The 25634-nt window shown below is 42.7% G+C and carries 22 protein-coding genes; 16 read left to right on the top strand and 6 right to left on the bottom strand.

The features are described from left to right. Positions 1–99 precede the first annotated feature (99 nt). Both helD and ACTHOQ_RS04045 read right to left on the bottom strand, forming a co-directional pair. Positions 100–2322 (bottom strand): RNA polymerase recycling motor HelD, encoded by a 2223-nt coding sequence (helD, locus tag ACTHOQ_RS04050; protein ID WP_440494459.1) that lies wholly within the window; start codon positions 2320–2322, stop codon positions 100–102. A 111-nt stretch (positions 2323–2433) separates the two neighbouring features. Continuing rightward, positions 2434–3456 (bottom strand): DUF2804 domain-containing protein, encoded by a 1023-nt coding sequence (locus ACTHOQ_RS04045; RefSeq protein WP_440494386.1) that lies wholly within the window; start codon positions 3454–3456, stop codon positions 2434–2436. A 212-nt stretch (positions 3457–3668) separates the two neighbouring features. On the opposite strand from ACTHOQ_RS04045, the gene ACTHOQ_RS04040 reads away from it, so the two are divergent. From ACTHOQ_RS04040 to ACTHOQ_RS04015, 6 genes are all read left to right on the top strand, one after another. Beyond that, entirely contained in the window at positions 3669–4145 is a 477-nt protein-coding gene (locus tag ACTHOQ_RS04040; RefSeq protein WP_440494458.1) for an amidase domain-containing protein, read from the top strand. A gap of 78 nt (positions 4146–4223) precedes the next feature. Then, positions 4224–4787, top strand: a complete 564-nt coding sequence (locus ACTHOQ_RS04035; protein ID WP_440494385.1) for a nitroreductase family protein — start codon at positions 4224–4226, stop codon at positions 4785–4787. A gap of 1042 nt (positions 4788–5829) precedes the next feature. After that, on the top strand, positions 5830–7803 hold the full coding sequence (locus tag ACTHOQ_RS04030; protein WP_440494384.1) for a methyl-accepting chemotaxis protein: 1974 nt from the start codon (positions 5830–5832) through the stop codon (positions 7801–7803). A gap of 251 nt (positions 7804–8054) precedes the next feature. Continuing rightward, positions 8055–8672, top strand: a complete 618-nt coding sequence (locus ACTHOQ_RS04025; RefSeq protein ID WP_440494383.1) for a general stress protein — start codon at positions 8055–8057, stop codon at positions 8670–8672. A gap of 135 nt (positions 8673–8807) precedes the next feature. Further along, the gene (locus ACTHOQ_RS04020; protein ID WP_440494382.1) at positions 8808–9506 is read left to right on the top strand and encodes a CoA transferase subunit A; all 699 of its coding nucleotides are present in this window, start codon (positions 8808–8810) and stop codon (positions 9504–9506) included. Continuing rightward, complete coding sequence (locus tag ACTHOQ_RS04015; protein WP_440494381.1) at positions 9506–10138, top strand: 3-oxoacid CoA-transferase subunit B; 633 nt, start codon at positions 9506–9508, stop codon at positions 10136–10138. Before ACTHOQ_RS04020 ends, ACTHOQ_RS04015 begins: the two co-directional genes overlap by 1 nt. An 84-nt stretch (positions 10139–10222) precedes the next feature. On the opposite strand, the gene ACTHOQ_RS04010 is transcribed toward ACTHOQ_RS04015, so the two are convergent. After that, positions 10223–11362, bottom strand: coding sequence for an MFS transporter (locus ACTHOQ_RS04010; RefSeq protein WP_440494380.1), 1140 nt, complete (start codon positions 11360–11362; stop codon positions 10223–10225). A 273-nt stretch (positions 11363–11635) separates the two neighbouring features. Here ACTHOQ_RS04010 and ACTHOQ_RS04005 point away from each other — a divergent pair, with 273 nt between their 5' ends. The 8 genes from ACTHOQ_RS04005 (at position 11636) to ACTHOQ_RS03970 (ending at position 18317) form a co-directional block, all read left to right on the top strand. Further along, the gene (locus tag ACTHOQ_RS04005) at positions 11636–12607 is read left to right on the top strand and encodes a VOC family protein (RefSeq protein WP_440494379.1); all 972 of its coding nucleotides are present in this window, start codon (positions 11636–11638) and stop codon (positions 12605–12607) included. Positions 12608–12633: 26 nt separating this feature from the next. Then, positions 12634–13371, top strand: a complete 738-nt coding sequence (locus ACTHOQ_RS04000) for a PIG-L deacetylase family protein (RefSeq protein WP_440494378.1) — start codon at positions 12634–12636, stop codon at positions 13369–13371. Then, complete coding sequence (locus tag ACTHOQ_RS03995; protein ID WP_440494377.1) at positions 13371–14096, top strand: 4-carboxy-4-hydroxy-2-oxoadipate aldolase/oxaloacetate decarboxylase; 726 nt, start codon at positions 13371–13373, stop codon at positions 14094–14096. Before ACTHOQ_RS04000 ends, ACTHOQ_RS03995 begins: the two co-directional genes overlap by 1 nt. Next, positions 14089–14469 (top strand): RidA family protein, encoded by a 381-nt coding sequence (locus ACTHOQ_RS03990; RefSeq protein ID WP_440494376.1) that lies wholly within the window; start codon positions 14089–14091, stop codon positions 14467–14469. The genes ACTHOQ_RS03995 and ACTHOQ_RS03990 overlap by 8 nt, the downstream gene beginning before the upstream one ends. 78 nt (positions 14470–14547) lie before the next feature. Then, on the top strand, positions 14548–15585 hold the full coding sequence (locus ACTHOQ_RS03985) for a TRAP transporter substrate-binding protein (protein ID WP_440494375.1): 1038 nt from the start codon (positions 14548–14550) through the stop codon (positions 15583–15585). Positions 15586–15719: 134 nt separating this feature from the next. Then, positions 15720–16241, top strand: coding sequence for a TRAP transporter small permease (locus ACTHOQ_RS03980; protein ID WP_440494374.1), 522 nt, complete (start codon positions 15720–15722; stop codon positions 16239–16241). Continuing rightward, positions 16238–17515: a TRAP transporter large permease gene (locus tag ACTHOQ_RS03975; protein ID WP_440494373.1), complete on the top strand. Its 1278-nt coding sequence runs from the start codon at positions 16238–16240 to the stop codon at positions 17513–17515. The genes ACTHOQ_RS03980 and ACTHOQ_RS03975 overlap by 4 nt, the downstream gene beginning before the upstream one ends. Positions 17516–17675: 160 nt before the next feature. After that, the gene (locus ACTHOQ_RS03970) at positions 17676–18317 is read left to right on the top strand and encodes a GntR family transcriptional regulator (protein ID WP_440494372.1); all 642 of its coding nucleotides are present in this window, start codon (positions 17676–17678) and stop codon (positions 18315–18317) included. A 419-nt stretch (positions 18318–18736) separates the two neighbouring features. On the opposite strand, the gene ACTHOQ_RS03965 is transcribed toward ACTHOQ_RS03970, so the two are convergent. From ACTHOQ_RS03965 to ACTHOQ_RS03955, 3 genes are all read right to left on the bottom strand, one after another. Next, entirely contained in the window at positions 18737–18934 is a 198-nt protein-coding gene (locus ACTHOQ_RS03965) for a YwbE family protein (RefSeq protein WP_440494457.1), read from the bottom strand. A gap of 48 nt (positions 18935–18982) precedes the next feature. Beyond that, positions 18983–19903 carry a dipeptidase gene (locus ACTHOQ_RS03960; RefSeq protein ID WP_440494371.1) on the bottom strand — a complete coding sequence of 307 codons (921 nt, stop codon included), beginning with the start codon at positions 19901–19903 and terminating at the stop codon, positions 18983–18985. A gap of 199 nt (positions 19904–20102) precedes the next feature. Further along, positions 20103–21806 (bottom strand): ABC transporter ATP-binding protein, encoded by a 1704-nt coding sequence (locus ACTHOQ_RS03955; protein ID WP_440494370.1) that lies wholly within the window; start codon positions 21804–21806, stop codon positions 20103–20105. Positions 21807–22146: 340 nt separating this feature from the next. Between ACTHOQ_RS03955 and ACTHOQ_RS03950 the strand changes: the two genes are divergently transcribed. Both ACTHOQ_RS03950 and ACTHOQ_RS03945 read left to right on the top strand, forming a co-directional pair. Continuing rightward, positions 22147–23943, top strand: coding sequence for an S-layer homology domain-containing protein (locus tag ACTHOQ_RS03950; RefSeq protein WP_440494369.1), 1797 nt, complete (start codon positions 22147–22149; stop codon positions 23941–23943). A 773-nt stretch (positions 23944–24716) separates the two neighbouring features. Continuing rightward, entirely contained in the window at positions 24717–25634 is a 918-nt protein-coding gene (locus ACTHOQ_RS03945) for an HNH endonuclease (protein WP_440494368.1), read from the top strand.

The following is a 25634-nucleotide window of genomic DNA, read 5'->3' as shown; positions in this document are numbered from 1 at the left end:
AGGATGAGCGAATATCGCTCATCCTTTTAGATGGGGAAAAATATAGGCTTCGGCGAAACGTGCATAAAAACAACTATCGTTTCAAGCTATTTTACTGATTTACTCCATTAAAAATGCTTCTTTGGAAGGGCCGATTAAATAGAGCTCATGCATTGCCCTTGTCAAGGCTACATATAGCAGCTTTCGATCAAGAGGATTGTCGTAATACGGTGCATCGAATGCGGCAAGGATAACAGCATCGAACTCCAAACCTTTTGCCAAATGACTTGGGACAATGAGAAGTTTTTGCTGATCAATCGCTGAATTTTCATCAAGCAGCTGTGCATCAATATTCGATTTTTCAAGCTGTTTCATAAGATGCAGCGCTTCCTTTGTCGTTTTGCAAATAAGGGCGATTGATTGATGATGGCTTTCTTTGATTTTCGCCAAAATATTGTTTATTGTTTTGCTGTCGAATTTTTCGGCGGCGATAAACTCTGGCTTTTTCCCATGCCGTACAACGGGTTCGACGAGAGGCAAATCCTCATCCATCTGCATTAAAATGTCATTTGCCGCTTCCATAATTTCAATTGTTGTCCGATAGCTTTTTTGCAGTGTTGCATATGTAGCGCGCGGAAAAAGTTCGAGTAAAGGCTGCCAATCTGTAAGGGAGCGATAGCTGTGAATTCCTTGGGCTAAATCGCCGACCATCGTGAACATATCCGTTTCAAGTCCTGCCTTTAGTGCGGCGAGCTGGAAATAGCTGTAATCCTGCACTTCATCGATGAAAACAACGCGCATTTTCCACTTGTCCTCAATCCCTTTTATTTTAGCGTGCAAAAACAAAAGTGCCGCTAAATCTTCAAGCATCCATTGTTCTTTTTGATGTGCCTTTAAAAATTGCCCGACTTCTTCCAATGTCCATTCGGGGGCAATTTCGCCCAATAGCTCGCGGTTTGTGATGAGCGAACGGTACAGCTGTTTAATTTTCGCCTTTTGGAATCTTTTCATGTAAACGGAAGCCGTGGATTTTGCCTCCTGTCTGATTTTCGGGATGCGCTCGTCGCGTTCATCGATCAGTTTTGTAACGGTGCGACGGCGTTTTTCCGCATCACGCATTCCATTTAATGCACGCCCTATAGCTTCTTCATAGCGCGTGTTTAATGTAGCAAGGACAGTGACCGTTTTTCGTTTCACTTCCGTTTGGATGACTTTCCTGATGCGTTCGAGCCGCTTTTCGATCGGCATATAGTGGAACTCCGCTAAAAAAAGCTTGCGTAAATGATCCCCTTTCATAATGCGGTATTTCTCAATGAACACATCCTCGAACAAAGCGGCCAGCTGCTCTTCATAATGCTGCAAAAAGCGATTCATCATGAGCTCATAAAATGGGCTGCCTTTCATTTTCAGGATCATTAAGCCGTTGTGCTGTGCTGAAGGGTTTGCGACAAGCTGTTCAAGTTGTTCGTTTGGATTTTGAAGCTTTAACTTTATGTTGAGAGCATCAAGCACATATTGGGCATATGTTGTTTGACAAATTTTATCGACCCCGAGCTCAGGCAAAACGTCGCCGATATATTCTATAAATAAATGGTTGGGTGCTAAAATCATCAGCTGCTCGGCATTGAAATGCTCGCCCATCGTATAGAGGAAGTAGGAAATTCTGTGCAGCGCAATGGTTGTTTTACCTGAACCGGCTGCACCTTGCACGAGAATGGGCTGGCGAAGATGTGCTCGAATAATCTCGTTTTGTTCTTTTTGTATAGTTGAGACGATTTCGGTCAGTCTGACATCGGCCTTTCCTTCGAGTGCCTCCTGGAGTAGTTCATCATTCGTTGTTAAATCGACATCACGGTAATCGAGCAGCTCGGCATTTTCGATTTTGTATTGACGCTTTGCAAATAAATGACCGGAATGTTCTTCGCCACGGACATCATATGTAATATCACCAAGTCGGCCATCATAGTAGACATTTGCGACAGGGGAACGCCAATCGACAATAATCGGCTCATGTGTTTCGCTATGGAAGAGAGAAGTTTTCCCGATATACAAAAATTCCTCGTTCTCTTGTGCGCGCTGGAAATGGATTCTTGCAAAATACGGTTTTTGGCGGATTGCCTCCAAACCTTCTTTTTGATTGCGCGCAAGCTCGAAAAAGCGCGTGTTCATTAAAATATTCAGGAAGCTGTCACTCGAGTCCAAGTAATCAACATTTGCCATTGCGGACCTGATATTTTCCTGCGCTGTTTCAATATCCTTTTTTGAGCTTTGCAAAATTTGATCCATATAATGGACCGTCTCCTGCAAACGCTGCTGTTCCTTTTTGAAATCTTGTTGTGCCATCATGTCGTTCCCCCCATCACTAATCAAAGAATAGGTAATTATCTTAACAAAATGGGAGAGGGATATTCAAGGGGATGAAAAGTCAAAAAGACATTTGATCCCTCCGGAGATTTACCATTTTGCCACATGCTCTTCAATGCAGCCAAGCATTTGCTGGATTTGCACGGTTTCCCCGTTTTCCAGCTGAATATTGCCATTGTAGTAGCCGACCATTTGATGGGCGGAAGAAGCGATTAACTTAACATTTGTTTCTGCCATACGTTCAAAAAATGGTGTAAACGTTAAATCTACTTGTCCGCTGAATTTCGATTTCACTGTCCAAGGTTTCATAAAATCGGTGCGGTCATAGTGAAACAGCACATCTTCGTGGATTTTCGTCATCTTGCCGTCAATGAAGACAGCATTTTCCGTCATGCCAGTGCCGTCTGTCCATTGCCCCCCGAAATTTATGCCGATTCTTTGTCCCCGCACACGCTGTGATGCCATCCCCCAATTCCATGTTGCTTCACGTGGCCATATACCGCGCCCGTAATCGAGCACAGCAAAGCTCTCTTCCTGTGTAAAGGTAAAACGGCGATTCCCGATTTTTACAATGCCTGAAGTCGGTAAAGTGTGATGCTTCGCCGTGAATTGAAATGTTTTACGATTCCATGGAATGACAACATTGAGCGATTCATCGTTTTTAGGATGCTCAATCGTCAGTTCCGCATGTAGATGATCCCCGTCAAAATCGGGGGCAATGACTGTTAAATGTGTATCACCGTTGAAATATGTGAGCTGAATGGACATTTCGCTATTTTTGTATTGAATCGTTTCCAAAACCTGTGTCGGCATTTTTACTTTTGCCCCAAGTGGAATTAATATTGTTTTTTCGAAATAGCGCTGTGTTTCATATTCGAGGAAATAAACGAAGCACACAGCCGCATAATCCAAATGGCTGATCGTTGCGGAAAATAAAATTTCCTCGCCATACACACACCAGTAATTCCATTTTTTCTTGCGCATAAAATGACCGGATAAATTGCAGTCGATAATGGGCATTCGTGCAAAGCCGATTGCCTCTGGATTTAAATTGCCTTTTTTATCACAAAGGGCTGTCGGAAGAACGATTTCCCTTTCTGCATGTTGCCTCATCTTAAACTCCCCCTAAACTGTCTTGGAATATTAAATCATTGCGCCCCGGAAAACATGTATTTGCCAAAGTTGATAGTAGTTAAAATAATTGTATCAAACATTTACAAAAACAGGACATTTTCGCTCTACATTCATATAAAGTACATAATTGCAAAAAATTCGACATACGCTGTGAAAAAAGGAGAATAAAGTTGCCTATATACTATAATCGGATGGCCGCCGTTGCTTATGCAAATAGGTGGTGGGACAGCTTCAATCCCGAGTTCCCTGTATTCCAGGATGACTGCACGAATTTTATTTCGCAATGCTTGTACGCGGGGGGGGCGCCAATGCGCGGGGCACCGAACCGAGGGCAAGGCTGGTGGATGCTCGGGTTGAATGAGCGCTGGAGTTTTAGCTGGTCTGTCGCGCATTCGCTTCGCTGGTATTTGGAAACATCCACGCGTGGTCTGCAGGCGACAAGGGTGAATTCCGCGGAGGAACTGCAGCTGGGGGATGTCATTTTTTATGATTTTGCTGGAGATGGGCGTATTGATCACAGCACAATAGTGACACGGATTGAAAATGGGATCCCGTATGTAAATGCCCATACATCCAACAGCATCAACCGTGAATATACGTATTTGGACTCGACTGCGTATACGCCGCAAATGCGCTATTATTTTTATCATATTGCGGATGAATTTTGAGGCAAATAATGATTGCCATATATTAAATATCGAAAATTCATGCTAATGTATTACTAGTAATAGAAGGAGGGTTTGTCGATGACATTATCAGTAAAAGAAGCAATTTTACAACGTCGCTCCATAAAAAAATTTAATGGCCGGCAAGTTGACAAGCAAGCAGTATTCGAAATTCTGGATGTTGCAAAATGGGCACCGAATCACGGCAATCGCCAGCCTTGGCGCGTTGTGGTAGGTGCGGGCGAACAACTGCCGAAAGTGCACGAGCTGCTTCGCGAGTTCGCAATTCCTAAGTGGCAGGAGCTTTCAGAAGAGACACTTGCCGCCCAAATGCAAAAGTTTACATTAGCGGGTGCCTATGCGTTCGTTTTAGTGACGGAGGATATGCGTCAAAAAGAGCGCTTGGAGGATTATGCTGCAGCATCCTGCTATTTGCAAAATGTACAGCTGCTGGCATGGGAGAAGGGCATCGGTACATGCTGGAAAACACCGGGCTTTCTCGACAATCCGAAATTCCGGGAAGCATTGAACGCACAGCCAAATGAACGCGTGATTTCCATGCTGCAATTCGGATATTTTGATGAAGAAGCGAAACGAAAGGAACGCAAAGAACTTGCGGATTTCGTGACAGAGTTCGGTAACTAATAATAATGGGATGCATGATGAAACAATCGTTTTCTCATGCATTTTTTTTATTAACCAGTAAACTACAAATGGTGGCATTGGGGATGTCTTTGCAGGAAAGTGCTGTCCCCGTCCGGCAAATCGCGCCAAATCCTTGCACTATAGGGCTTCTCCGTGCAACAGGACGGCGCTGAAAAACTGCGGTCATTTAAAATTGCATTTAATTTTTAATAAAAGCCCCTTCTCGTTCACATTTACTGATAGGGATTCTGAATCTTGATTAAGTGATGGAGAGAAATAGGCAGAGATTTTCCGATTATTTGCGCGATGGGGCTCGTTTAGGGGGAAATAAGCGGAGATTTTCCGTTTATCCGAAGAAAAACTCTCCATTTTCATGTTTTTCAGGTTAATAGGCGGAATTTCTCCGTCTATATAAGTTATTTTTGATTGTGTTTTTTTAATAAGGGGAATTTTTCCGTCTATTCAACTTATTCATAGGAATGGCACTTAAACTGCTCTCTCAACGGGTAATATCAGCCTCCTTCATCTTAAATAGCGGAAATCAGCCTCTCTTTTTTCCGTCACCCTCTTACCGCTTCGCTTAAAATATACCTAAATTTCCCCGGGGAGTTTCTACAGACGAATATAATATACAGGCATATTTCTTGAAGAAACAGAACCGATTTCAGCGCCAATAAAGAAACTGCTAATTGAAATGGAAGCCGAAGCCCTTAATAAAGAAAACGAATTTTTAGCGACTTCTGCAATAGAAAAGCAATGAAAAAGTGGAGGAACGTTTACTTTTGTCTCGGAACCTACATTGTCTGTCGGAGCTGGATGGATGCTTTATTGCTTTTGTACTGTTTACTTTATATCAAAAAAGCGATTAAATGAACGGTTTAATCCTATTTTTACTGGAAACCTTTGTTTATGAATATACAAAATTTGCATATAAATTGAAAATGATATAATTAAATAATAAAATGACAGTTATATGAAGAAAATAATATATAAGGGATTATTTCCGGGACTCATATAAGGAAATTTACAAAAAGGAGTTAGTATGCGCTATAAAAGTTTAAAGACTCCACTAATGATCATTTTATTATTAGTTGGAATTATTCCTGTTCTTGCTACGGTTACGTACAATTACTATGCAACATTCAACAGCTTTGAAGAAGTGCAATTCAATCAACAAAATGAAATAGAACATTCCGTATCCAAATATTTTGAGCAGACTGCCGCGGATTTGCAATATTTAGCTGAGTTGTATGCGCAAGATGCGGAAGTGCAGCAATTGCTCTTGGATACGGACCGGGATTCCTTGGGATCTACCGGGGAGGCTCTGTTCAACAAACTGAGCACAGAGCATCAGCTAGCTATTTTGGAAATTGGCGATGCAAATGGAATCGTGCATTTAAGAGGCCATAATCCATCTAAATATGGAGACGATAAATCAGACATTGCAGCAATACAAGGTGCGCTGCAAGGAAATGCCTTCAGCGGCTTTGAGTATGGCTCGAGCGGTCTTGCGGTGAGAGCGTTTGCGCCGATTGAAGTGAATGGGCGGGTGCTCGGGACATTACAGCTTGGCATCGGCAATGAGTTTGTGGCAGCTATCCAAAATATGTTTCCGAACATAGGGCTGCAGCTGCTCAATACGAATGGAGAAATTGTGCAATCATCCGAAAAGGCCAACATCGGTGTACAATTTTCAGGTAAGGCGATTTCCAAAGTATTGGATGGGGAAGCGACACGAATAAAAAATGAAGAGAAAGAGATTGTCGAAAGCTTTTTACCGTTAAAAGATCCGACGGCGGCTTCGGTTATCGGGGGATTGCATCTTGTGCAAAATATTGCAAAGACGCAATCCGCTATGTCAGCCATGATTAATATGGGGGCATTTATTCTGATAACAACGCTTGTTCTCGCTGTAATTGTCGCACTGTTCTTCAGCCGTACATTAACAAAGCCGATCATACATACATCGAAACTGATGCATGTGCTAAGTGAAGGGGATTTAACACAGCATATGGAAAATCATAATCGCCGTGATGAAATCGGACAGCTGATGACCGATATGAAAGTGATGCAGGAGCATTTGCATGAAACAATCGCGGAAGTTTCGCATGCTTCTAATAGTGTAACATCACAAAGCGTGATGCTTGCCCAATCGACAAACGAAGTATCGAACGGCGCCCAAGCGATTGCGGCAACGATGGAAACTTTATCGCGAGGCATCGAAACACAAACGAATGAAATTGCGGAAGTATCTGAAACGGTTACCGAGTTTTCGCGGAACTTGAAGGAAACGACCGAACAAGGGACAAAGCTTGAATCATTGTCGCAAAATGTGCTTTCCCTTTCATCGCAAGGCACGGAAATGATGCAAACTTCCAATGGGCAAATGCAGCAGATCCGCGGCATGATGCATGCGGCAATCGCCAAAATGGACGGCTTAGGCGAGCGTGTCGGCCAAATTACATCGTTCGTAAAGATTATCGAGGATGTGGCCAATCAAACGAACTTACTTGCATTGAACGCCTCGATTGAAGCAGCGCGTGCAGGGGAGCATGGAAAAGGATTTGCTGTCGTTGCAGAGGAAGTACGCAAGCTTGCTGAACAAGTGGCCAATTCGGTGACAGAAATCACGGCGATCGTTGCGACAATCCAACATGGTACGCATGAGTTAAGTGATTCGCTGCAGCTAGGCTTCACGACAATTGAAACCGGTTCGTCACAGCTTTCTGATACAGCCGAAACGTTTAGGGAAATCGAGCAATCTGTTTTGCAAATGAATCAGTTTATGAAGCAAGTCCTTGTTCAATTACAATTGATGAGCAATGAAGGACAAGAAATCAATGATTCCATGCAGGAAATCTCCGCCATTACGGAGGAAACAACGGCAAGTGTAGAAGAAACGACTGCCACCGTTTTTGAAACGAGCGCGACGATGAAAAATGTTGCTGCTACAACAGAGCAGCTGGCAGAACTTGCCGACAAGCTGCATAAAATCGTAAAAGAATATAAAATTTAATGAGCAATCATTGATGCGAAAGGGAGTTGCCGTGACTAGCGGCAGCTCTTTTTAGTTTTGGCCATGAAATGCATATGTTTATGCCCGGACAACATATCGTAAAGCAGGTGAGCTAAAAGTGAAGCTGGCTTTAATGAAGAGTAGCTAAATAACCGCAACTTACGGCAATGACAGCATGAGGCTTCAGGTGATGTTTTATGTTAATAAGAAAGGGAAAAGGTTACTACGAATATTTTAATGGAGGGATGCAAATGTTTCGCAATGAACCAAAACAGACGATTGATGTCGCCTATTCTAAACGAGAATTGCTAGAAAAACTCCAGGAATTGCGTGAGCCGGACAATGTGCTGGACCGCACGAATATTTATGTATTGACAAAAGATGTGGACGAATTCCATTCATTGGGGCGCGACCAGCAAATTACGCTTGTGACGTCAAACGGGATTTTCGGTTTTCTTAAAAATTTGTTCAAAAAGGAATCGCCTATTGAGGAAAAGCTGCGCCGCCTGAATTTGCCGCATAATGAACGCCTTGAATATGAAGCGATTATTCAAAGCGGCGGCAAATTGCTTATAACGGGAAGAGACCCGTTTAATGAGGAAGAATGGACAGGTCATACACTTTACAATTGGATTACGAATCGTTCGAATCCATCGAATTTGATTCGCTGGGATGTTAAAGAAGAACGCCCTGTACCGTTTCAGCAAAGGAGACAGTTCGAATATGTGCCGAATATGGGGGTCGCTGGGGAGTTTGGCCGCGGGGATGATGTGGCGGAATCCGATGAAATTCCATTGAAGGATAACCAGCGCTATGTTCGTGACCCAAAAACAAAGGAACTGAATATTTATCAAGGACCGCATGTGTAATAGAGACGATGGAACCGGGCTGTGAATCAATCAGCCGCGGTTCCTTTTTGAATCGGAAACGGAATTTTAGGTTTTTGGAGGGAATTTTGCATTTTTGTAGAATATTTTGTATGAGTGTGAAAGGGGATAATGAGGATGGACAAAGTAGTAGCTTCTGTGCAGCAGGCAATTCAAGAGATTGACGATGGAGCTGTATTATTAGTCGGGGGCTTCGGAGTATGCGGCATCCCGGAAAACCTGATTCAAGCCGTAAAGGATAAAGGGACAAAAAATCTGACGGTTGTCAGCAATAATTGCGGGGTAGATGATTTCGGGCTGGGCATTCTTTTGCAGGACAAACAGATTACGAAAATCATCGCCTCGTACGTAGGGGAAAATAAAACATTTGAACAGCAATATTTGAATGGCGAACTCGAAGTGGAACTAACCCCGCAAGGAACATTGGCTGAACGTATTCGTGCAGGGGGTGCAGGCATCCCGGCATTTTATACAGCAACAGGTGTCGGAACTCCGATAGCGGAGGGGAAAGATGTAAAGGAGTTCGATGGGAAGGAATATTTGCTTGAGCGTGCGATTACAGGCGATTTTGCCCTTGTAAAAGCGTGGAAGGCCGATCGCTCGGGAAATCTCGTATTCCGCAAAACATCGCGCAACTTCAATCCGCTTTGCGCGGCTGCGGGCAAAGTGACGATTGTCGAAGTGGAACAGCTTGTCGAAGTCGGTGAGCTTGATCCGGACGAAATTCATCTGCCGGGCATTTATGTGCAGCATATTGTACATAGCGAAACATTCGAAAAACGCATTGAACGCCGAATCGTAAGGGAGGAAGCATAATGGATGCACGCTTAAAAATCATTCGACGGGCAGTGAAGGAAATTGAAGATGGCATGTATGTGAATTTGGGGATCGGCATGCCGACACTTATTGCAAATGAGATTCCGGCGCATTATAAAGTGATGCTGCAGTCGGAAAACGGACTTCTTGGCATTGGACCGTACCCGACAGAGGCGGAGGTGGATGCGGATTTAATCAATGCAGGCAAAGAAACAGTGACGGTAAAACAGGGCGCCTCATTTTTCGACAGTGCGGAAAGCTTTGCGATGATTCGCGGGGGGCACATCGATTTGGCGATACTCGGCGGTATGGAGGTTTCGGAGCAAGGTGACCTCGCCAATTGGATGATTCCGGGAAAAGTGGTGAAAGGCATGGGCGGCGCAATGGATCTAGTCGTCGGCGCCAAAAAAGTGATCGTCATTATGGAGCATACGAACAAATACGGCGAATCCAAAGTAAAGGGCGAATGTACATTGCCCCTGACTGGAAAAGGTGTTGTTCATCGCTTAATTACCGATTTGGCGGTATTCGACTTTAATGATGGGAGCATGGCATTGGTAGAGCTTCAAGAAGGTGTCACATTAGAGGAAGTGCAGGAAAAAACAGAGGCGAAGTTTGAAGTGAAGCTATAGGAAAAAGAGAGCCGCATAATTGAAATGGCCTTCCGAATAAGGGGAGATTATTTCGACTATGCGGCTTTTTCATTGGCGAAAGTTTTAAGGGGTGCGGCGTAACCATTGAAGCAAAGAGCCGCTGCTGCACACTAGCAGTATGGAATTCATCCAAAAAATCGGGAAAAAACCGACAAAGCTGATGCTCCCGAATACAATGGGGACAGCGAATTGTACCGCTTTATTCACAGTGAGACGAATACCTAGCACCTCCCCTGTATGCCCGGATGGCGAAGCGTTATAGGCCATCACAATTGACAGCGGCTGGCAGCATCCAAGCCCAAGCCCCATTACAAAGGAAATAAGCCCCAGCATCGGAATCGAGCTGAAAAAGGGCAATAAAAAAAATCCCCCGCCCGCAATGAGTAAACAGCTGCCAAGTATTTGCACTGGCGCATATTTCCGCTGCAATCGGTTCATTAATAAACGACTAATAATGAAGGCCAAGGCGTTTGCCCCTACGAGCATCCCAATGACAGATGGAGACAAGCCGATCGTATTTGCGTAAATCGGAAAATAAAATTCAAATAATCCGACAGCCGTTAAAATAATCCCGCTTGTAATAAATACAGTACGCAAGTTTTTATGCATCAACAATTGCAGGAAATTTGCATTTGTTTCCCTTGCTTTCCTCTCTTGCATGGCAGACTTTATCGGGATGAACAAAAACAGCACCCCGGGCACGAACGCAAAAATTCCCAGCATAAAATAAGCAACAGCATAATCGACTGAATCAATAACGAAGCCGACCAATAAAGGACCGATAAAATTTGCAATCGATACACTCAATGTATAGGCACCATAGTTTTTCGTCCTTGTTTCCTCATTGCTCAGCACCCCGACAAGATTTTGGCTGCTGACGACCGTAATAATCTGGAAAAGCCCGAACAATAATTGAATGCATAGCAGCACCCATAAACTTTCCGCCGAAAAATAGATGGCGATTAGTGATATTCCGCTACCCGTCATCCCGACCATCAATAGTAAATTCAATGACATGCGATCAGATAAGCGCCCTGCAATAGAAGCCAAAAACATTGGAAATAAAGACCCCGCAGCGATAATAACCCCTAAAAAGGACAGGCTTGCGTGTAAATGCAACGCGTATAGCGACACTAAAAGAATATTTCCCTTTAAGGCAATTTGAAAGAGCAATGTTAAAAAAATAATAAAGTAAAATGGCATATCAACACTTCCGATAAACAATTTTGTTGAACAATACCATTCTAAAAATTCATTTATCCAAAGTCAATAGAAGAGAGTTTTCCTTTTTAAAAAACTTATAATACCAAAGTTTTGTAAAAGAAAATCTAACTTTCACTCAAAAGTATTGAACATGAAGCAGCGATAAAATACTAATATATAATTTAAAATTTTCTGAAAATATAGTTGACGAGAAACAAAATTGTAATTTATAATTGATTTACAAGATTGTTGAACAATATTGGAGGTAAAAATATGACGGACATATTTGAGGAACGGCATGATGACATTGTACATATCGGGCATGTGGAAATTTTAACCCCTGTTCTAGAGGAAAGTATTCATTTTTTCTACGAAAGCATCGGGCTGGAAATTGTGAAGCGCACAGAAAAAAAAGCATATTTACGTTGCTGGAATGATTATGAACAGTACTCGATTATTTTAACGCAATCAGAGGAACCAGGTGTCGGGCATACAGCTTTCCGTGTAAAAAGTCCGCAAGCTTTGGAGCGCCGTGTCAAGAAGATTGAAGAAGCTGGCATAAAAGGTGAATGGATCGACGGGGATTTTGGGCATGGGAAAGCATATCAGTTCCGCGGATTGGACGGCCATCTGATGGAACTGTATTTTGAAACGGAAAAATACGCGGCACCTGAACATTTAAAGCCAACTTTGAAAAACCAGCATCAAAAGTTTTTAGGGCGCGGGGCGGCTGTCAAAAATCTGGACCATATTAATTTCCTGTCATCCGATCCAGATGCGGACGGCGACTTTGCTGAAAACGTTTTAGGGATGCGCCTTACAGAACAAATCCGTTTGGATAGCGGAAAGCGTGGTGCGGTCTGGTATCGGACAAATGCAAAATCGTACGAGCTTGTGTATTCAAAAGATGCGACAGGGGCAAAAGCGCGTTTCCACCATTTGGCTTTAGCGGTAGATAATTTTGAAAGCATTACACGAGCGGCAAACTTGTTCGTGGATCAAGATGTCTTCATCGAATTTGCGCCGAGCAAGCATGCAATTAACCAAACATATTTCGTATATGTGTATGAGCCGGGAGGAAACCGCATCGAAATTTGCGCGGGCGGCTATTTAGTGCTTGATCCAGATTTTGAGCCTGTAACATGGACGGAAGAAGATCGCAAACGCGGGCAGGCATGGGGCAACAAAACAATCGAAACATTCCATTCATACGGGACTCCGATTGTAAAGCAGCCAGTGAAATAACATAAGGAAAACGGGAGGATTTAACGATGATTGATTCAAACACAAATGTATTGGTAATAAGTGCACACGCAGCGGATTTTGTATGGCGCGGGGGCGGGGCTATCGCAAAGTATGTAAAAAACGGCGCGAATGTGCAGCTCGTTGTTTTAAGCTATGGCGCACGCGGGGAATCCAATGATTTATGGAATATTGAAGGACAGACACTCGAAAATGTAAAAACTACTCGGAAGGAAGAGCTTCTGGCGGCAGCGAAATGCCTAGGCTTAACGGAGGAAAATATCGAGATTTGGGATTATCAGGACTACCATATGGAAATCAACGAAGAACGCATGGAGAGATTGACTCGAAAAATCCGTGAAGTGAAGCCGCATATCATTATTACACATGGACCACGCGATGCATTCAACCCGGACCATGAAAGCGTTTCTAAATTCGTGTTTGATGCAGCTGTTTTATCGACATCAAACGGGGTGCGACTAGAGGGGACAACAACAGCAAAACAGGCAAAGATTTTCGGGTTTGAGCCGCACCAATCAGAAATTTCAAGCTTCCATCCTGATGTAATTTTGGACGTTACGGATGTATATGAGCAAAAGAAAGCGGCAATGGCCTGTTTCGGAGCGCAAGGGCATCTCATCAGTTACTACGGCTATAAAGCAGAGCTGCGCGGAAATCATGCGCGCCGCTGCTCAGGCAATAATAGCTATAAGCAAGCAGAAGCGTTTTCCAGATTCTTCCCGCTTGTAGGAGAGGAGCTCGTATAATGCAAAAATATGTTGTGAAAACGATTGAACGTCCATCGGCGGCTATTTTAGCAGAATACAAGAAGCTGGATGTTTCAACGGTTTATGAAGCGCAAGGAAAGCAAGGGATTTTGAGCCCGAAGCTAAAACCGATTTTAAGCAATACGATGATTGTAGGGCCGGCTGTCACGGTTATTTGTCCGGCTGGCGATAACTTAATGATTCACGCGGCCATCGAAGTTTGTAAACCTGGCGATATTTTAGTCATTACAACAGAGGGGGAAGGCTTGGCGGGAATGATCGGCGAGTTGATCGTCACGGCGCTTATGAGAAAAGGTGTGCAAGGGGTCATTATCGATTCCGGTATTCGTGATGTGCGGCAAATTCGGGATTTACGATTTCCGATTTGGACGCGCGAAATATTATCGCAAGGCACAAACAAAATTAAAGGCGGGTGGGTAAACGCCCCGGCGATTTGCGGCGGTGCAAGTATAGCACCAGGCGATTTGGTAATGGCGGATGATGACGGTGTTGTCGTAGTGAAAAAAGAAGATCTGCAATCGACATTGGAGCTTGCAAATGCGCGCCTTGCGAAAGAAGCCGGCACGATTGAAAAAATCGAAAGCGGTCAGATCAGCGTGGACTTTTATAATTTGCGGCCAGTGTTGGAGGCGGAAGGTGTCGTTTATTACGAGACAGAACAGGAACACCGGCTTGCGCAAAATGGGGTGAAGCAAAATGACTAAGCGTGAAGTACTGCATATTCAAGGCTCCAACCATGATAATCCAATACCGGCAGCTGTGAAAGTGGGCAATATGGTGTACACATCCGCCATTATCGGATCTGACCCGGAAACAGGAATCGTCCCTGAGGATGTAAATGAGGAAATTCGCAATCTCTTTTATTATTTGGGGGAAATTATGAAAGCGGCTGGCGGCTCTACGGACAATATTGCGCATTTAAGTGTTTATATGGTGGACCGCCAGTATAAGGAAAATGTCAATATTGAATGGCTGAAGATGTTTCCGAACGAAAACAATCGTCCAGCCCGGCACACGACGGAAAAGAGCCTGAAAAAAGGATTGCGTGTTCAATTTGAGATGACCGCCGTTTTATAAAGGTTGTAAATGGCTTTTAAAATAGAGCATTTATAATAAATTTTAAAAATATTCAAGGCAAAAACAAGGGGGAAGAAAATGAAAAAATGGTTATTTATGCTGACGTTCTCGCTGTTGGCTATCATGCTTGTCGCTTGCGGGGATGATGAAACAATTGAAACGAGTGCAACATCGGATACAGATGCCGCAAGCTCAGGCGGATCGGCTGCAGAAGCGAAGACATATAAATTTAAATTAGGGCATGAAGCGGCTGAAACGCATATTAAATTTGAAGTTGCGGAAAAGTTTGCGGAAGAGCTGGAAAAAAATTCGGATGGTCGTATGAAGGTTGATATTTACCCGGCAAATCAGCTAGGCAAAGAAGCGGATATGGCACAGCAGGTCGAGTCGGGAACATTGGACTTCGCTGTTTTAAGTAATGGTACGATGTCGAGTCTTTCTGAGTCCATTAACGGTTGGTTTATGCCATTTTTATTCAATGATTTGGAAGCTGCGGCAAATGCGGCATCAAGTGGGCCAGCACAGCAAATGATGAAAGACCTGGAAACGAAAAGCATGGTCGGCTATGGGGTATTCTTTGCTGGGCAACGCCATATCTTATCTAGCAAACCTTTAGATTCATTGGCGGATTTCAAAGGGCTGAAAATCCGGATTCCGGGCAGCCCAGTACTTGAATCCTACTACAAAGCAATCGATGCAGGACCAGCTTCAATGCCACTGCCGGAAGTGTACACATCGCTGTCAACAGGGGTAATTGATGCGGTGGATACTGACTTGAATGCGGCTGTATCGCAAAAATTTTATGAAGCATCAAATATTTTAACGATGTCCGGGCATATCGTATTCCCGGAAGTCGTAATCGGCTCGAAAAAAACTGTTGATGCAATGACTGAAGAAGACCGCAAAATTGTCGCGGATACTTGGGCTTCCGTAATTGAATGGGGTGTACATGAAGGCATCGCGACAAATGATGCACTGCTTGAAGAGCTGAAGTCTTTAGGTGTGACAGTCAATGAATTGAAAAATATGGAGGAATTCAAGCAGTTGAGTGAATCTGTTTATGACCAATATTCTTCAAATCCAACAATTAAAGCATTTATTGAAGAAAACAAATAAAAAACATGGCTGTCCATTAAGCCCTGTTTGAAAATCGAGGGAAGGGGCGGCAGGAAAAGTTCAAATTCCTGCCGTCCCTGTTATTTTAAATAGGTCTTAATTGGATAGTGCGGAAAAACAAAGGGGGATTAAAAATGAAATTAGTAGCGACCATCAGCAATATATTGTATAAGTTCGAAAAATTCTTGGCGGTACTATTAATGGCTACAATGCTCGGCAGTATTGCGCTTGGTGTAGTATTCCGGTATTTATTCGGAAATCCGTTAACTTGGTCAGATGAACTTGCTGTTTATATGCTGATTTGGCTCACATTCCTTGGGGGGAGCATGAGCGTTAAAACGATGCGGGCAGCGAGTCTGGATTTATTGTTCGAACGTGTCAGCCTATTTTGGAAACGGGTGTTTCTCATTGTTGGCTATGCTGTTGTTGTGGCATTTGCGGCGATCGTTGCCTATATGGCGATACAATGGATTTCAAATCCTTCCATCAAAACACAGCTGTCTCCAGGGCTGAAAATTTCGATGTTCATGCCGTATTTGGCTGTTCCGTTTGGCTTGACTTGCATGCTTATTCACGCTTTTCACCACTTTTTGCAAGGTTTTGTATATGAAGAGGTAGAAATAGGGCAAATAGGTGAAGGGGGAGATGCGATATGACATGGGCGCTTGTTGCATTCTGTATTTTGCTCGTCATTAAAGTACCGATTGCCCTTATTTTAGGAATTATCAGTTTAATTTATATATTTTCAACAGGGCAAACGTTTTTGCTTAATAATATTTCGCAGCAGCTATTTTCCGGTGTGCAAAGTTTTAGTTTACTGGCCATTCCTTTATTTATGCTTGCGGGCGAATTGATGAATGCTTCCGGGATAACGGTGCGCTTAATCGACTTTGCGAAAAAAGCGGTAGGGCATTTTAAAGGTGGTCTTGCTTATGTGAACGTCATTGCGAATATGTTTTTGGCTTCCATCATTGGTTCCGCGACTGCCCAAACAGCGATGATGAGCAAAATCATGGTGCCTGAAATGGAGAAGGCGGGATATAAACGCGAATTTGCTGCCGCGACTACTGCTTCAGCGGCTTTGCTTGGGCCGATCATTCCGCCGTCAATGCTATTTATCATTTATGCAGTCGGGGCGGGCGTGTCTGTTAATGATATGTTCATGGCAGGCGTTTTGCCGGGAATTTTATTGGCGTTATCGTTTATCATTTTAATTATGATTTTGGGGATAAAAAGTAATTATCCTCGTTCTGCAAAAGCGGAATTTCAAGATGTATTAAAAGCTTTTGCGCGCATTATCCCGGCTCTCCTAGTTCCTCTATCAATTATTTTAGGTACGATTTCAGGAGTGTTCACGGCAACGGAATCGGCTGCCGTAGCTTGTGTTGTAGCCATTTTTGTAGGGAAGTTCTTCTATGGGGAGCTTGAGTTCAGAAAATTCCCGGGCCTGCTTATTAATGCGACGATTGCAACAGCGGTAGTGACGCTTTTAATGTCGACAGCGAGCATGTTCGGCTGGATATTGGCATTTGAGCGCATCCCGCAAACGATTGTGGAAGTGATGGGCGGCATTTCTTCAAACCCGTTAGTCTTTTTATTGCTTGTGAATATATTCTTGCTTATAACGGGGATATTTTTGGATGAGCTTGCGGTAATGGTTATTTTGCTGCCGATCTTCATGCCGCTTGTGCACAGTTTCGGCATTGATCCTGTTCATTTTGGTGTAATGCTTTGCTTGAATGCTACAATCGGTTTGCTTACACCACCAGTCGGCGCAGGTTTATTTATTGCATCGAGCGTAGGGGATGTGAAAATGGAAAAGCTCATACGTGTCATTATTCCATTCATCTTCGTTTCGATTATTGTTCTATTCCTAGTAACATATATTCCGTTCCTGACAACTTGGCTGCCAAGCATCGTGAATAAATAAAATTATTTTGAATGTGCTCTATCTTCTACAGAAACAGTTCGCTAAAATGAAGAGGAAAGTAAGTGACGAATCAGATTTAGAGACAAATGGACGTTGTCAAAAGCGTTTAAATATAAAATGACGAAGAAAAAATGGGATGAATTTGAAATGGGGTGCTATCTTGAGAAGACCGGCTGAGATTGCCTATGAATTTATGAAAGAAAGAATATTGGAAGGAATATATCACCCTTCCCAAAAATTAATCGAAAATGATTTGGCTGTGGAAATCGGGGTAAGCCGCAACACAGTCAAAAAAGCATTATTAAAGCTGGAACAAGAAAACCTGGTTGTATTGGAAAACAACAAAGGGGCCACGATTAAGTCTTTTTCGCTGGATGAAATCAGCAATTACTTAAAGATCCGCGAAGTGCTGGAGGGGCTTATTGCCGCTGATGCCGCGCAAAATATTACCGATGAGGCCATTGAACAATTGGAGATGATTTTGTCGGAGATGAAGCATCATTTGCAGACGATGCAGTTTGATGCATATTCACAGGGGAATTTACGTTTTCATGATGTCATCTACCGCGCATCGAACAATCAGCAGGCAGTCGATATGGTGCGCATTATAAAACAGCAGCTGAAGCGCGTGCAGTTCAAAACGATTTTAGTGCCAGGAAGAAACGAAAATTCCTTTGAAGAGCATTACGCAATTTTGGAAGCTTTGCGCAGCCGCGATCCAGGGCTTGCAGAAATTCAGCTGAAAAAGCATGTCGCAAATGTACGCCATACGATCATTAATCATTATAATGTATTGATGTAAATACAAAAAGGAGCACCGGGAATAGCTTGAACGGGATCCCTTTTAAGGCGCAAAAGAGCAGAAGGGGTGAGAAGTCGCAATGATTTTCTCGCCCCTTTTTGATTGCAAACCGACATCTGAAATCACAATTTGCGAATGGGTATTCCTCGTATGATAAATGAATCGCGAAAATAAATGTGGATTATTATGTTAAATATGGTGACTGAATGCTGATTTTGCAATGTTGTAAAACCTTGGATTTTGCCTTATTTAGAGCGATTAACCGGAAAACCTCCGCTCATAATCGAAAATAAAAGTATGGTGAATCACTTTAAGGATCACCATACTTTTTCCTGATTTATTTAATTTGCTTTTCACTTCAAAAGTGAAACCTTGTATTTCGGGTGCTCTTTCTGAAGCGGGAAAAGCAAAAGCGGTGATTATTTCGGGTATGTCTGGCACACACGCCCGATCTGTCCATCTGTTAAGCGCACTTTAATGCCATGTGGATGGAAGCTGCTGTTTGTCAGCAAATCCTTGACTACTCCGCGTGTTGTTGTGCCTGTGCGCTGATCTTTTTTCAGCACGATGTCTACTTCCAGGCCAGGGTATACATCGCTGCGATTTTTGCCGTTCATATGATAACGTCCTCTCACTAATAAGTCCTTCTAGTATAGCACGGCGCTCTATCTCGGCAAATGCTTAAGGAAATTCGCATAAGCAAAGCCGCGAACATCCGCTTCGCTGTAATACTTTAAGAGCTCATTAACCAAGTTTTGGTGCATCCCGGCATGCTCAAGACTGCTGATTTTCGCGTTTATGCCATCGAAATCCGAGCCAAAGCCCACTAGATGCTTTCCTCCAAGTGCGCAAATATGTTCAATATGCCGAATCAAGTCCGACATCATCGCTCGCTTTGTACCGTTGATGAATTCAGGGAAGTACACAACATGGATCGGTGCATTTTTTGCAATCATGGCGCGGATTTGCGCATCTGTTAAATTGCGTTCGTGCGGACAGACTGCCGCCGCATTCGAGTGGGAGGAGATGACATAATCCGCATGCTCGATGACATCCCAAAAGCTTTGTTCACTCAGATGAGCTACATCGGTGAAAATTTTATGCTGATTGTTCAGTGCGATGATATCCTTTCCAAACGATGTTACGCCACGCTTCAACGTACTATGCAAACCGTCCGCCGCTTCATTTGGATTATTCCATGTCAGTCCGATTGATAACACGCCGAGCGCATAAAATTCATGCCAAAACGAAAGGTCCCCGCCGAAAAAATCGACGCCTTCAATCGTCAGAAATGCACCGATCTGCTCCGGCTGAAGTTTTTCGAAATCTGCCCATTGTTTAATTTGCACGACTTGTCCGCCAAGCACCTCATTTTGAAAATAAGCGATTTGCTTCAAAGCGGAAGCCCGTTTTTCCTCCAAAGAAAAGTTCGGATAAATATAGATCGCAAAAGCCTGTGCCATCACATGACCGGTACGCAATCTTTCAAGGTTCACATCAAGCTTCGGGGAATCGAGAAAACGAAGCCTATGATCCTGCATGCGCAGTAATGCATCACAATGTAAATCGATAATCGGAATGCTCATCTAAAAAACCGCCTCTCTCTATCGTTGAAAAAAGGTGAATGACCGCAATCATTCACCTAATCTTAATTCGGCGGGCCTAATAAACGCCCGCTGAATTAAGATAAGCCTCTGGCAGATGTCACAGATTTTTCAAAGGAAACTTTTGAGTAAACTCAAAAAAAATCTGGACGCAATAACTCCGAGGCGTTATTGATTTAAGTTATGCATGATGAAGTCCCGCAAAAATGCCGCCTTTTGCGACAAGCTCTTCATACGTACCTTGTTCTTCAATGCCATTTGGTGTCACAACAAAGATATAGTCCGCATCCCGGATTGTTGCTAAACGGTGTGCGATAATTAATGTCGTACGATTTTTCGCCAGATCATTCAACGACTGCTGGATAATGCGCTCTGTCGCTGTATCTAGAGCAGATGTCGCCTCATCCAAAATGAGGATTGGCGGATTTTTCAGGAACATGCGCGCAATCGCAAGACGCTGTTTTTGACCGCCCGATAATTTCAGACCGCGTTCGCCGATTTCCGTGTTGAAGCCTTCAGGTAAATTTTCGATGAACTCAAGCAAGTTCGCCTGCACTGCTGCCTCTTTAATTTCTTCAAAGCTTGCCCCCAGTTTACCATATTCGATATTTTCGCGAATTGTTCCTGTAAATAAAAATACATCCTGCTGCACTGTCCCGATTTGCTTGCGGAGTGACTGCTGTGTCAAATCGCGGATATCATGGCCATCGATTGTGATCGCCCCGTCTGTAATATCGTAAAAGCGCGGAATGAGTGCACTGATCGTCGTTTTTCCTGACCCGGATGGACCTACGAACGCAACTGTTTTACCAGCTTCTACTTTAAAGGATAGATTGTTCAGCACTTGCTTACTGTCCGCATATTTGAAGCTCACGTTTTTAAATTCGATATCGCCGTCCAAATGATCGACAGTCAAGGCTTTCGGACGATCAACAATTGTTGGCTCCTGGTCGAGCAAATCGCAGAACCGCTTAAAGCCTGCCATGCCTTTTGGATACATTTCGAGCAAAGCGCTGATTTTATCGATTGGCTTGATCAATACATTTGTAAATAAGATAAAGCTCGCAAATTCACCGTAGGATAATTGATTATTGAACGATAGCCATGCCCCGACAACAAGTACTAATAATGTCAGCAGACGCGTCAGAATGTAAATGCTTGAGTGCGTACCTGCCATTACTTTATAAGCATAAATTTTCGCTTTGCGGAATAGCGCGTTCTGGTCTTTGAAACGTGTTTTTTCGAATTCCTCATTAGTAAAAGATTTTACGACGCGAATACCGGAGAAGCTGTCTTCCACGCGCCCGTTGACATTCGCGATTTCGCTGTACATAACGCTCCAGCCTTTTTTCATGCGTTTATTGCTCCAATACATGACGGCAATCAGAAACGGCACGAAAACTAGAATAATCGTCGCGAGTGTCGCATTAATATTGAACATAATCGTAAATGCCCCGATAAATGTCATCAAAGCAATGAATAAATCCTCGGGACCATGGTGCGCAAATTCTCCAATATCAAACAAATCATTCGTGATGCGGCTCATTAAATGACCTGTTTTCATATTGTCGAAAAACGTGTACGGCTGGCGCTGGACATGATTGAACAGCTGCTGGCGCATATCTGTCTCGATATTCACGCCGAGTTTGTGCCCCAAATAGTTCACGATATAGTTCATGACCGTGCTTAAAATATAAGTCAGCAATAGAAGGGCACTGATTTTTGTGATCATGCCCCACTCGTTCGTCGGGAGCAGATCATCGATAAACCATTTCACAGCCATCGGGAACAGCAATTCCAGGATGGCCACAAACACTGCACATGAAAAGTCGATGATGAACAATCGTTTATGCGGCTTATAATACGTAAAAAATCTTGCTAGCATTTCAAGTCCTTTCTGTTAAGCAGCCCCAAAAAACGGAGCGCAACATGTTGTAGTTTTGAGTGAAAATGATTCTTAATTGGATTATAACATTTTTTGGGGATTTTTCGAGAGGCGAAATAGTGGGAGGGATTTTTAAATGAGAATTATCTGAACAAATATGAGGATTATATTTTTTAGGAAGCCATTAGAGCATTTATCCCTGTTATTGGCCATAACAATCACGCGTCTATTAAAAATAGCTTCGACGTTAAAGATAGAAATTTGATTTTTTCAATCATCTGTTAATAATAATGGGAAATGGTATAATTTATATGCTGAAACATATTTAAGGAGGATTAAGATGAGATTATTATCATTGATTGGTACATTAGTATTGGCACTTATATTGGTGAATGGCTCTCCGGTAAATGCTGCGGCCGCTACATATAGTGATGTACCCGAAACTCATAGTAATTATGAGGATATTATGTATTTATTAGAGCGTAATATTGTCGACGCCGGCAATACATATGGTATAAACGACATAGTCACTCGGGAGGAAGTTGCCGTTATGATTGTCAAGTCAATTGGTTTAAACGGCAAACAAAGACCGACGAAGTTCAGTGATGTAGAGGAAAGCAATCCAAATAGTGGCTATATCCAATCTGCTGTAGAAGCTGGTATTATTAACGGTTACGATGATGGAACGTTCAAGCCGGATTTAAAAATCAGCAGAGGACATATGGCTACATTTATCTCCCGCGCTTTTGAGCTACCTTCAGGAACAAAAACCTTTAAAGATGTTTCTAAAGGGAATACAGCATATAAAGCTGTTCAGCAGTTGGCGGCAGCAGGCATAGCGACAGGATATGAAGATGGGACGTTTAAGCCATCAAACTCACTGACACGGGGACATATCTCTGCATTTTTGGCGCGCACTCTTCAATATAATGAGATCACTAAATTTAACGTTGAAGAATTTTTACATAAGGTTAATTTGACTGAAAGCTTAGAAGAACAGCTTAAATTGCTAAATAGCCAAAATGAAAAAGTAAAGGCAATACTGCAGAAAGAGCAAACTGCTTTAAATGAATTATTAGTCCGAAAAAAAGAAATTGAAAAAGATATTGCGTCAATACGTGAAAAACTAAATCCAATCCAATCTAAAGTTACTGAGTATCACGCTACTATTTCAGCTTCTAATAAAGAAATTCAGGAATACCGGGCGAAAAACAAAACTCTTTATTACGGCACAACTAATCAAAAGGAGCAATATTTGAAAACTTTAAATATTCTCCAGCAAGAATATGCGGCAGTTCAAAAAGAGAAAACAAAACTAATAGCCGAAAGAGATGAATTGAATAATACCTATAACAGTTTAAAAGAAGGCTTAAATCAAACGAAAATAAATATTACAAATAAACAAAAGTTAGTAAACACGCAATCTGGAATAGTAAACAAATTAAAAACTGCCGAAAAAGGAGTCGATACGAGACTGGCAGCCATTGAGCAACAAAAACAGAACGAACTAAACAATTCGAATCCAACGGAGAAACCATCTATTCCAACTACTACTATTCCTGAAGATCAAACGAATAACACTAATATGCCAACAGAAAATTTACCGGTTGATCCTGTACAGCCTTACGAGGTTAATCTTGAATATTTAACTGCAGATGAGAAAGAGCTGGCAAGGCTCATTAATGAATATCGTACATCATTGGGACTTGAACCTTTGACAATTTCGAAATCTCTTACTCGAGTGGCAAGAACCCATGTGAATGATTCGAATGCTTATTCGCCTAAGGATGGGATCGATGAGCGTGGTGTTGCTTGTAATGGGCATAGTTGGTCTAATAATGGCAACTGGACACCAGTTTGTTACACAAGCGATCATCAATATGCTAAGTTTATGTGGGACAAACCTCGTGAATTAACCGAGTATACAGGCAACGGATATGAAATTTCAATTTATTATACTGGTAAGTTGACCCCTTTAAAGGCTTTGAATGGCTGGCAAGGCTCTCCTGCCCATAACAGCGTCATTATCGGCGAAGGTTTCTGGGGTTCATTAACAACGATGGGTGTTGGCATCAACGAAAAGTATTCCCATGTTTGGTTTGGAGTTGAACAAGATCCGGCATTGACAATTGAATAGTTATTCGAAGCGAAGCGACATGATTGTACATTATTGCTTCGACTAAAATTAACAGTCTTTTACACAGTTCGGTAATCAGAGTTTGGCAGTGATATTGCCAGGCTCTGATTTTTTACTGTTATCGAGATTACGAGTTTTGGCATTTGCGATACCTTTGTAAGAAAGCGTTGTCCCGGTCCGGTAAACCGCGCCAACTTGTCGTATGATGAAGTCCTACCATGCAAAAGGAGGGTGCTGAAAAACTGCGGTAATTAAATCCCTTTTCATTTTTAATAAAGGCCGCTCTCATTCATATTTACTGATAGAGATTCTGGCTCTCAATTAAGTGATGAAAAAATAAGCGGAGATTTTCCGCTTATTTGCGCAATGGGGCTCGTTTCGGGGGAAATAAGGGGAGATTTTCCGGTTATGCAAAGAAAAATCCTCCATTTTCATGCTTTTCGGGTCAATAAGCGGAATTTCTCCGTCTATTTATTAAAAAGGCACTTAAATGAATCTCCCAACCGTTAATAGCGGCCGTTTTCATCCTCAACTTACGGGAATCAGCCTCTTTTTGCCGTCACGGTCTTGCCGCTCGTTTAAAATTCGCCCAAGCCCCAATCCATTATGAATCCATTGAAGGCGGTATGAAAAAAGCTGTGAATATTAATGTCCGAAATTGCGGATTCCAGCTTGTTTGAGCTCTACCGCGGTATAAAATTATTATCGTTTCTCAGCGTTCAAATTAGGGGAAATGGTACACTAATAAAAAGTAAAGAAGCGAAGGTGCATATATGAACTTTTATATTGTAATGCAGGGGCGTACATACGATGAGGCAAAGGAAAAGCAGGTCGTATGGTGCTCGATTTTGGACAGCAGCGGGCAAACACCACATTCTTGGGAACGGATGAGGGAAGTAAAAAAGGGTGATGCAATTTTCCATTGTGTGAAAGGGGAAATTGCCGCAATTAGTATTGCGCAGGAAAGTTGCCATGAAGGGATGAGCCCTTTCGATAATGGTGGTGTAATCGGTAATCTATTTTCTGCAATTTATGAGGAATTGGTATTTCCAATCATGATTAAAGAGCATTTTGATGAAATCCAACCTTTATTGCCAATCAAATATTCACCGTTCCAGCAAAACGGCGATGGCAACCAAGGCTTTTTATACCCGTGCAATGAAATGCTTGCGATTAAATTGCTGGAAATCATTAGCGATGCAAATATTTATGAGGAACATGCAGAGCAGCTAGAATTTGCGATTGGAATGATTGCACAAAAAGAACGCAACACACTGGCACCAGTATTAATTGAAAAAGAAGCTGAAGCAAAGGCGAAAATACGCAGAGGGCTGCAAAAGTTCAAGAAGCAGCTAGCGCCATTATGGGATAATCAATGTGCGTTATGCGGCATCACTTTACCCGCACTATTGCAGGCGAGTCATTCGAAGCCATGGAAAGACGCAACAGATGACGAGCGCCTCGATCCGCACAATGGGATTTTGCTTTGCAGTAATCATGATGCTTTGTATGAACAAGGTTATATCGCATTTGATGGAACGGGGAAAATTCATATTTCACCTGAGATCGAGCGAATCGACTATGTGAAGTATGGGATTCATGAGAAAATGCGTGTTGCGAGAGTGGAAGAGAACAAGAAGTATTTTAAATGGCATAAGCGGGAGGTTTTTAGGGGGGAGAATAATCGATAG

It is taken from the genome of Solibacillus silvestris, assembly GCF_051967575.1.
GTDB lineage: Bacteria > Bacillota > Bacilli > Bacillales_A > Planococcaceae > Solibacillus > Solibacillus silvestris_B.
Note: the sequence above shows the minus strand (reverse complement) of the source record. Positions and strands in the feature narration are given on the sequence as shown.